This window comes from Lysobacter sp. Soil_N_23 (assembly GCF_057656135.1).
On sequence record NZ_JBDGKY010000006.1, the window covers coordinates 172,881 to 180,588 of the forward strand.

A 7,708-nucleotide genomic window follows, 5' to 3' on the forward strand; every position below is an offset into this window, starting at 1 on the left:
GCTTTCAAAAATCTTCGGGTCGAAGAACCACGTACAGCAGGTACGCCGAGGCGACGATCGCCGCGACTGCGCATACAAGGGCAAGCCAGCCAGGCATGTCGTCTCTCCTCTAGAAAGAAGCCTGCAGGGCCGCTTCGATGCGGTTGCCTGCGAAGTCGTCACCGAAGATGTCTTCGGCGTTGGAATCGGTCGCGTGCGCGGTGACGCGCAGCTCCAGCGGCGCCTTCACCGCCCACACCGCGCTGAGCTGGCCGTGCACGTAGCTGTCGGCGGCGGCGTTGTAGCCGTCGAGGGTGTAGTAGCCGAGTGCGCCTTCGAGCCGGAACGCGTCGTTGATGGGGAACCTGGCGCCGGCCTGGGTGTACAGACCGTCTTCCTCGCCACCCAGTGCTTCGGTCGAGTAACCCATCGACAGCCAGTAGTTGCTGTCGTAGGTCAGGGTGCCGTTGAGCTCGGTCCAGTTCAGATCGACGGTCGTGGAGGGGTACTGGTAACGCAGCAGGTTGACGTCCAGCGCCCACTTGTCGGACAGGGCGCCGCTCCATCCAACGGTGAAGTCGAGCTCGCTGCTGGCGTGCGTGTCAGGGGCGAACTCGACGTTGGAGCCCCACACGGAGCCGTAGAAACCGGAGTCGCTGGCCAGCTTGAAGCCGGCCTGGACGGCGGCATCGCCCTGGGTCTGGGTGGTGCCGCGCCAGACGTAATCGCTGGTCAGTGCGGCGTTGCCGGAAAGCGTCGCGGCATGGGCCTGACTGCCCATGGCAAGCAGGCCGATACCCGCGCAGGCGGCGAACAGCAACGGCACGGACGCTTCGCGCGCGCGGATGAAATGGAGGGACATTGCGGATATCCAGGAATGACGTTCGAGGCCCGATTGGCCACGTCGTCATTGTTGGTATCGGGCCCGTAAAGCCTCCATTCCGAGCTTGCGGCCGGGGCGTAAATTCGCCGTAAACAATCCCCCTGACCGTCATCCGCCCCGTCACCGTCATCCCGGCGAACGCCGGGATCCAGGCCCGCAACGCATCCGCCTTGTCACCGTCATCCCGGAGAACGCCGGGATCCAGGCCTGCAACGCATCCGCCTTGTCACCGTCATCCCGGCGAACGCCGGGATCCATTTTGCTGTTGATTCTGCTGCAGCCGCAGCCGCAGCCGCAGCCGCAGCCGCAGCAACGTCCATGGATCCCCGCCTTCGCGGGAATGACGAGCAAGAGCCAATGGATCCCGGCGTTCGCCGGGATGACGATGCCCTTCTCAGCCCAGCAGCTTCTCCACCACCACGCGCGGCTGCTTCATCCACGCATAGTGATCCGCACGCGTACCCAGCGCGGAAGCGTCGAGCACATCGACCCGATTTGGCGAATGCCGCAGCTTCGACAACAGGAACCGGGCGGAAGACTCCGGCCCAAGCCAGTCGCGATTGAATGCCACCGCATGCGCTTCGACCTCGACCGCTGCCATCGCCGCGTCCAGATCGATGTCGAGCCCACCGGCGGCATAACGCCCGCTCAAACCGCTGCGGCTCCAATCGCGGATCAGCCCGCGAGCCTCCTGCCCGCCGAAGCCGATACGCCGGCCGGGCAGGGCGCCATGACGGTCGGCCAGCCACGCCAGGAAGCGATAGACGAACGGCAGGAACCACTTGGTCCGCAACGGAAACGCACGCCAGTAGGGTGCGCCGCTGGCGACCAGCCACAGCCGTTGTGCAGTCGTCGGCGACAGGCCCAGCCGGCAACAGGCCAGCTGGCCGCCGAGGCTGTGGCCGCCGATGATGCGCGCAACCTCCGGCGCGTGCTGCACCACCAACGCTTCGCTCGCGGCGATGTCGTCACACAGCAGTTCGCGATAACCCCAGTCGGTGGCGCGATCGGCGCGCAGATTGCTCGAACCACCGCCGCGCCATTCGTGCACGAACACGGCAATCCCGCGCGCCGCGAGCGCATCGGCGAAGGGCAGGTAGTGCTTGGCCGCGATGCCCAGCGCCGGCAGCCACAACAGGCTTGCCTGCGGGTTGGCGGGAATGCGCGCCAGCAACGTCCAGCGATGGCCGTCCCCGGCCTGCGCGTCGAGTTCGATCGGTTGCACCGCGACGGACTCATTCATGCGGAGCGGCACCGAAGTGGTCGAGCACGAGGATCTCGCTGTTGCCGGGGCGATAGCCGCGCAGCAGCGCTGCATGGACGTAATCGGCGGCTGCCGCGCAACTCGCGCCGAGATCGCGGCCGAGGCAGAGGTTGGCCGCCACCGCCGAGGCCAGCGTGCAGCCGGTGCCATGGGCCTCCAGTTGCAGGCGCGGGTGGGCAATGGCGCCAATGCCACCGTCGACATCGACGAACAGGTCGATGACGTCGCCATCGCCCGGCAAATGGCCGCCCTTGAGCAGCACGGCGCGTGCACCCAGCTCGCGCAGTCGTGCGATCGCTGCGTGCATCGCCTCGATGTCCGTGATCGGCTGGCCGAGCAGCAGTTCGGCTTCGGGAAGATTGGGCGTGATCAGCGTTGCCAGCGGGATCAGCCGCGTGCGCAGCGCATCGAGCGCGCTCGCTTCCAGCAGACGTGCGCCGGAGGTCGACACCATCACCGGATCGAGCACGACATGCGCAGGCCGGTAGTGTTCCAGCGCGTCGGCGACCGCTTCGATCACCGCGGCATTGGCGAGCATGCCGAGCTTGACGGCAGCCACATCGAAGTCGTCGAAGCAGGCATCGATCTGTGCGCGCAGGAAGCCCACATCGGGGACGTTCACCGCAGTCACGCCACGCGTGTGCTGCGCGGTCAGTGCGGCGATCGCACTGAGGCCGTGCACACGATGGGCGGCGAATGTCTTGAGGTCGGCCTGGATGCCGGCACCACCGCCGGAGTCGGAGCCGGCGATGGTGAGGGCACTGGTGGGGCGAGGGCGGAGGCGGGCGGTCATGGCGACAGTTTGCCTGCCCGACCGTGCAGGAGGCGACCCCTTTCCCCTCTCCCTGGCCGCTTTGCGGCCTGTCCCTCCCCACAAGGGGGGAGGGTTTTTGCGTTGCTACTCTCCGTGCGCTGCCTAGAGCACTTCGGAGGCGTAATCGGCCAAGCGCGAACGCTCGCCGCGACGCAGGGTGATGTGCGCGCTGTGGTCCCAGTTCTTGAAGCGGTCCACCGCGTAGGTCAGGCCCGAGGTGGTCTCGGTGAGGTAGGGCGTGTCGATCTGCTCGACGTTGCCCAGGCAGACGATCTTGGTACCCGGGCCGGCGCGCGTGATCAGCGTCTTCATCTGCTTGGGCGTGAGGTTCTGTGCCTCGTCGAGGATCAGCCAGCGGTTGAGGAAGGTGCGGCCGCGCATGAAGTTCAGCGAGCGGATCTTGATGCGGCTGGCGAGCAGGTCGTTGGTCGCCGCGCGGCCCCAGCTGCCGCCGTCCTGGTTGTGGGTGAGCACTTCCAGGTTGTCGGTCAACGCGCCCATCCACGGCGTCATCTTTTCCTCTTCGGTGCCGGGCAGGAAGCCGATGTCCTCGCCGACGCTGACCGTGGCGCGGGTCATGATGATCTCGCGGTAGCGCTGCTGGTCCATCGTCTGCGCCAGGCCCGCGGCGAGCGCGAGCAGGGTCTTGCCGGTGCCGGCGGTGCCCAGCAGCGTCACGAAGTCGATCTCCGGGTCCATCAGCGCATTCAACGCGAAGTTCTGTTCGCGGTTGCGCGCAGTGATGCCCCACACCGCATGCTGGTGATGGCGGAAGTCGTCGACGATCTGCAGCACGACCTTGCTGTCGGTCAGGCGCGCGACCTTCATCTGCGACTCGTCGTCGCCGGGCAGGTACAGGAACTGGTTCGGATGCCAGTCGTCGTCCTGCGCGCTGTCGCGGTTGCGCGAGATCTCGTAGAAGGTGCGACCCTTCTCGGTCCACGAGCGCAGGTCCTTGCCGAAGCGCTGCCAGAAATCCTCCGGCAGCGCGGTGGCGCCGGTGTAGAGCAGGCTGAAGTCGTCGAGGGCGCGGTCGTTCTCGTAGTCCTCCGACACGATCCCGGCGATCGACGCCTTGATCCGCAGGTTGATGTCCTTGGACACGAACACCACCGGCACGCCCGGGTCGCTCTCTTTCAGCGACAGGATCGAGCCGAGGATGTGGTTGTCCGGGATCACCGCGCCGAAGCGCTTGCCCGAGTCGAAGTCGCGGGTCTGGAAACGCAGCTTGCCGATGCTCTGCTCGCCGCGCAGCTGCAGCCCCTGCGGGCGGCTGAGGGTGATGCCGGAAGAAATCTTGTCGCTGCCTTCGGCCTGGATCAGCTCATTGAGGAAGCGGCTGACCTGGCGCGCATTGCGGCTGGCTTCGGAGGTGCCTTTTTTGGCGTTGTCGAGTTCCTCGATGACCTGCATCGGCAGGAAGACATCGTGTTCCTCGAACTTGAACAGCGCGGTCGGGTCGTGCATGAGCACATTGGTGTCGAGCACGTAGATCCGCTTGCTTCTGGTCATCGAATGCTCCGATGCGGGTTGTACATGGTGAACGGCTGGGTGGAACGATTGAACGCTTGAACGAGGTGCGGACACGGCGACGCTGCCGTGGCCCGCGGGGCGGGACGGCAGCGAGGGTGGAGGGCGGAGGGGGTCACTGCGTTGCGGCAGCCTTGAGTGCGTCGAGGACGGCCTGGGCATGGCCGGGGACTTTCACCGGGCTCCATGACTGGGCGATGACGCCCTTGGGATCGATCAGGAAGGTGCTGCGCACGATGCCCAGCACTTTGCGCCCGTACATGTTCTTTTCCCTGATCACGCCGAAGGCGTTGCACAGGGTTTCGTCGGGGTCGCTGACCAGGTCGAACTTGAAGCCCTGTTTGGCGCAGAAGTTCTGGTGCGAGCGGATCGAATCGCGCGAAACGCCCAGGACGGTGGCGCCAAGCTTCTTGAACTTCGGCAGCAGGGCATTGAAGTCGATGCCCTCGGTGGTGCAGCCGGGCGTGCTGTCCTTGGGATAGAAGTACAGCACCAGCCATTGGCCGGCGAAGTCCTTGAGCTGCGCGGTCTGGCCGCTGGACAGCGCCAGGGGCAGTTCGGAGACGTCCTTCGCAATCACGCCATTCGAAATCGGGTCGCCGGTGTCGGGCATTTCGCCTTGTGCTTCCGAGCGCAGTGAGGGTCCTGCTCTGCGTTACTGCAACCCCGGGTGCAGCCCCTCACTGCATCCGGGATGGCGCCTCCGCGAGGATGGTCGCCGTGCTTTGGCCGTGCTTTGTCGTGACGCTACCACGGAATTCCTAGAACTTCATCGGGTCCATGATGGCGTCGAGATTGAGGTGGTCGCAGAACTCGAGGAAGTCGTCGCGCAGGGCGGCGATGTGCATGCTCGAGGGGACCCCTATCGTGATCTGCGCCGAGAACATCTCAGCCCCGGTCTGCATGGCGCGATAGCGCGAGCTGTGCAGGCTTTCGATGGTGATGCCCTGGCGATCGAAGAAATCGGCCAGCTGGAACAGGATCCCGGCCTTGTCGGCGGCCACGACCTCGACCACGTACGGCAGCAGGTTGGACTGCACCTGCTTGGCGCCGGTGCGGTACCACACGAGCTTGAGGCCTTCCTCGCGCTCCAGCCGCGTCAGCATGGCCTCCAGCTTGGCCACCGCGTCCCAGGAACCGACGGCGAGCACGGTCACGGACACGTCGCGACCGACCGTGGCCAGGCGTGCATCGACCAGGTTGCAGCCCGAATCGGCGATCCGGCGCGTCACCGACAATAGCGGCGTCTCCGGATGCGTCGTGTAGGCGTTGATCAGGAGGTGGTTTTCGTTCGGCGACGGCCGGGCAGCGGAATCGGTCAAGGCGGCGCCTGCTTGGGGAGCAACGTGCTCAGATACTGAATGGCGGCCCGTGAGCGGGCTGTGGTTGCCGGGCAGCATACTTGCCCGCGCTTTCGGCCCGCAAGTAACATCCCGTGCGATCATTCCGGCCGATCGACCCATTGATCGGCCTGCCGATTGGCTCGTCCGGCCAGCGGCTCGACCTGTTGGCAGGGCGACGGTCTGGCAGCCGGGCGATGGATCCAGGGCCCGCACGTGGAGTGCGGGGTTCAACGCAACAAGTGCACCGAGTACCCCCAACTTGCGACTTTCCGGCAGCATCACCGCGCTGGCGACGCCTTTCACCGCGTCCGGCGAAATCGACTTCGACGCCTGGCTGCGACTGCTCGACCAGCAGCTTGCGGCCGGCACCCAGGCCATCGTTGTCGCCGGTTCGACCGGCGAGGCGGCCGCGCTGTTCGACGGCGAGTACGACGCATTGCTGCGCAGCGCGGTCGAGCGTGTCGCTGGCGCCATCCCGGTGCTTGCCGGAACCGGCTTGTCGAACACCGCAAAGACCATCGAGCTGACCCGTCGCGTGGCCGCCCTTGGCGCCGATGCCGCGCTGGTCGTCACCCCGCCGTATGTGCGCCCGACCCAGGCAGGCCTGCTGGCCCACTACCGCGCGATCGCCGACGACGTTGCGCTGCCGATCGTGCTCTACAACGTGCCCGGCCGGACCGGCGGCGACCTGCTGCCGGAAACCGTTGCCGAGCTGGCGCCGCACGGAAACATCGTCGGCATCAAGGAAGCGCGCGGCGAACCCGAGCGCATGCAGGCGTTGCTGGCATTGAAGGACGAGGGGTTTGCCGTGCTCAGCGGCGACGACCCGACCGCATGCCGCGCAATGCTGGCTGGCGCGGACGGCGTGATCTCGGTGGCCTCCAACGTATTGCCGTACGCGTTCCGGCGCCTGGCCGACCTGGCACGCGGCGGCCGTCGCGACGAGGCGCAGGCACTGGATGCACGCATGCATGCCGCCTACGACTTCCTTGGCGTCGAGCCCAACCCGATCCCGGTGAAGGCGCTGCTGCAGCGCCAGGGCATCGGCCACGGCCTGCGCCTGCCGCTGCTGCCGCTGTCGTCGGCCCATACTGCTTCCGTCGCGACGATCGAAACGCTCGTCCGCGAAATCGAACACGCCTGCCGCGATTCCCTCGCGGCCTGACCCTGCAGGAGAGATACATGAGTTCCAACGTTTCGATGTCCCGCGTCGCCGTCGCCGCCCTGGTGCTGGCCGGTGTCGCCGCCGGTTCTGGCTGCAGTTGGTTCCGCAAGGGCAATGACCTGTACGCGCAGGCCCCGGAAATGCGTCCGCTGGAAGTCCCGCCGGACCTCGACGCACCGCGCACCGACACGGCCGTCAACCTGCCGACCCCGGCGACCGCGATGGGCAACCCGGCCCTGGCCGGTACCGGCTTCACCGTCACCGGCACGCGTGACGAAGTGTTCGCCAAGGTTGGCACCGCGCTGGCGGCAGTCGAAGGCGCGACGGTCACCAGCAGCGCGCAGGCGATGGGCGTGTACGACGTCAACTACGAGGGCAGCAACTTCCTCGTGCGCGTGGCCGGTGCCGATGTCGGCGCCTATGTCGCCGCAGTCGATCCGCGTGGCGTGCCGGCAACCGGCGACGCTCCGAAGAAGCTGATCGAAACGCTGCGGATGGCGCTGGTCGGTCGCTGAGCCAGCGTTGCCGCAAATGAAAACGGGCGCCATTGGCGCGCCGTTTTTTTTGCTCTTCGCTTATTCGCGTGAAGGTTGGCATGGCCTGTCGTCCCGAACGCAGTGAGCAACTGTGTTTCTCGTCAAGCGGTTTGTTCACGATGGGCGTTCCAGCGGACACCGTCGCGCACCATCGCGTTGAGGATGGTCAGCAGCTTGCGCATGCAGGCTACCAA

9 protein-coding genes are annotated in these 7,708 nt (G+C 66.3%); 2 read left to right on the top strand and 7 right to left on the bottom strand.

Going from position 1 to position 7,708, the window contains the following annotated elements; all coding sequences use genetic code 11:
- Positions 1–4 precede the first annotated feature (4 nt).
- From AC3A3X_RS07215 to AC3A3X_RS07245, 7 genes are all read right to left on the bottom strand, one after another.
- Positions 5–97, bottom strand: a complete 93-nt coding sequence (locus tag AC3A3X_RS07215) for a potassium-transporting ATPase subunit F (RefSeq protein WP_487582346.1) — start codon at positions 95–97, stop codon at positions 5–7.
- Between the two features lie 12 nt (positions 98–109).
- Positions 110–841, bottom strand: coding sequence for a TorF family putative porin (locus AC3A3X_RS07220; RefSeq protein WP_487582347.1), 732 nt, complete (start codon positions 839–841; stop codon positions 110–112).
- Positions 842–1,256: 415 nt separating this feature from the next.
- Positions 1,257–2,105 (bottom strand): alpha/beta hydrolase family protein, encoded by an 849-nt coding sequence (locus tag AC3A3X_RS07225; RefSeq protein WP_487582348.1) that lies wholly within the window; start codon positions 2,103–2,105, stop codon positions 1,257–1,259.
- The gene (gene thiD / locus AC3A3X_RS07230; protein ID WP_487582349.1) at positions 2,098–2,919 is read right to left on the bottom strand and encodes a bifunctional hydroxymethylpyrimidine kinase/phosphomethylpyrimidine kinase; all 822 of its coding nucleotides are present in this window, start codon (positions 2,917–2,919) and stop codon (positions 2,098–2,100) included. Before thiD ends, AC3A3X_RS07225 begins: the two co-directional genes overlap by 8 nt.
- A 123-nt stretch (positions 2,920–3,042) precedes the next feature.
- Positions 3,043–4,452, bottom strand: a complete 1,410-nt coding sequence (locus tag AC3A3X_RS07235) for a PhoH family protein (protein ID WP_487582350.1) — start codon at positions 4,450–4,452, stop codon at positions 3,043–3,045.
- Positions 4,453–4,585: 133 nt separating this feature from the next.
- Positions 4,586–5,083, bottom strand: a complete 498-nt coding sequence (locus AC3A3X_RS07240; RefSeq protein WP_487582351.1) for a peroxiredoxin — start codon at positions 5,081–5,083, stop codon at positions 4,586–4,588.
- A gap of 148 nt (positions 5,084–5,231) precedes the next feature.
- On the bottom strand, positions 5,232–5,792 hold the full coding sequence (locus AC3A3X_RS07245) for a glycine cleavage system transcriptional repressor (RefSeq protein WP_158730621.1): 561 nt from the start codon (positions 5,790–5,792) through the stop codon (positions 5,232–5,234).
- A gap of 280 nt (positions 5,793–6,072) precedes the next feature.
- Between AC3A3X_RS07245 and dapA the strand changes: the two genes are divergently transcribed.
- Entirely contained in the window at positions 6,073–6,978 is a 906-nt protein-coding gene (dapA, locus tag AC3A3X_RS07250; protein WP_487582352.1) for a 4-hydroxy-tetrahydrodipicolinate synthase, read from the top strand.
- A 17-nt stretch (positions 6,979–6,995) separates the two neighbouring features.
- On the top strand, positions 6,996–7,493 hold the full coding sequence (locus AC3A3X_RS07255) for a hypothetical protein (protein ID WP_487582353.1): 498 nt from the start codon (positions 6,996–6,998) through the stop codon (positions 7,491–7,493).
- Positions 7,494–7,708 lie beyond the last annotated feature (215 nt).

What these genes read in the sequence shown, in the direction of transcription:
- AC3A3X_RS07235 (WP_487582350.1), bottom strand. Translation starts at nt 4,452, where the DNA reads ATGACCAGAAGCAAGCGGATCTACGTGCTCGACACCAATGTGCTCATG.
- thiD (WP_487582349.1), bottom strand. Translation starts at nt 2,919, where the DNA reads ATGACCGCCCGCCTCCGCCCTCGCCCCACCAGTGCCCTCACCATCGCC.
- AC3A3X_RS07255 (WP_487582353.1), top strand. Translation starts at nt 6,996, where the DNA reads ATGAGTTCCAACGTTTCGATGTCCCGCGTCGCCGTCGCCGCCCTGGTG.
- AC3A3X_RS07225 (WP_487582348.1), bottom strand. Translation starts at nt 2,105, where the DNA reads ATGAATGAGTCCGTCGCGGTGCAACCGATCGAACTCGACGCGCAGGCC.
- AC3A3X_RS07215 (WP_487582346.1), bottom strand. Translation starts at nt 97, where the DNA reads ATGCCTGGCTGGCTTGCCCTTGTATGCGCAGTCGCGGCGATCGTCGCC.
- AC3A3X_RS07240 (WP_487582351.1), bottom strand. Translation starts at nt 5,083, where the DNA reads ATGCCCGACACCGGCGACCCGATTTCGAATGGCGTGATTGCGAAGGAC.
- AC3A3X_RS07220 (WP_487582347.1), bottom strand. Translation starts at nt 841, where the DNA reads ATGTCCCTCCATTTCATCCGCGCGCGCGAAGCGTCCGTGCCGTTGCTG.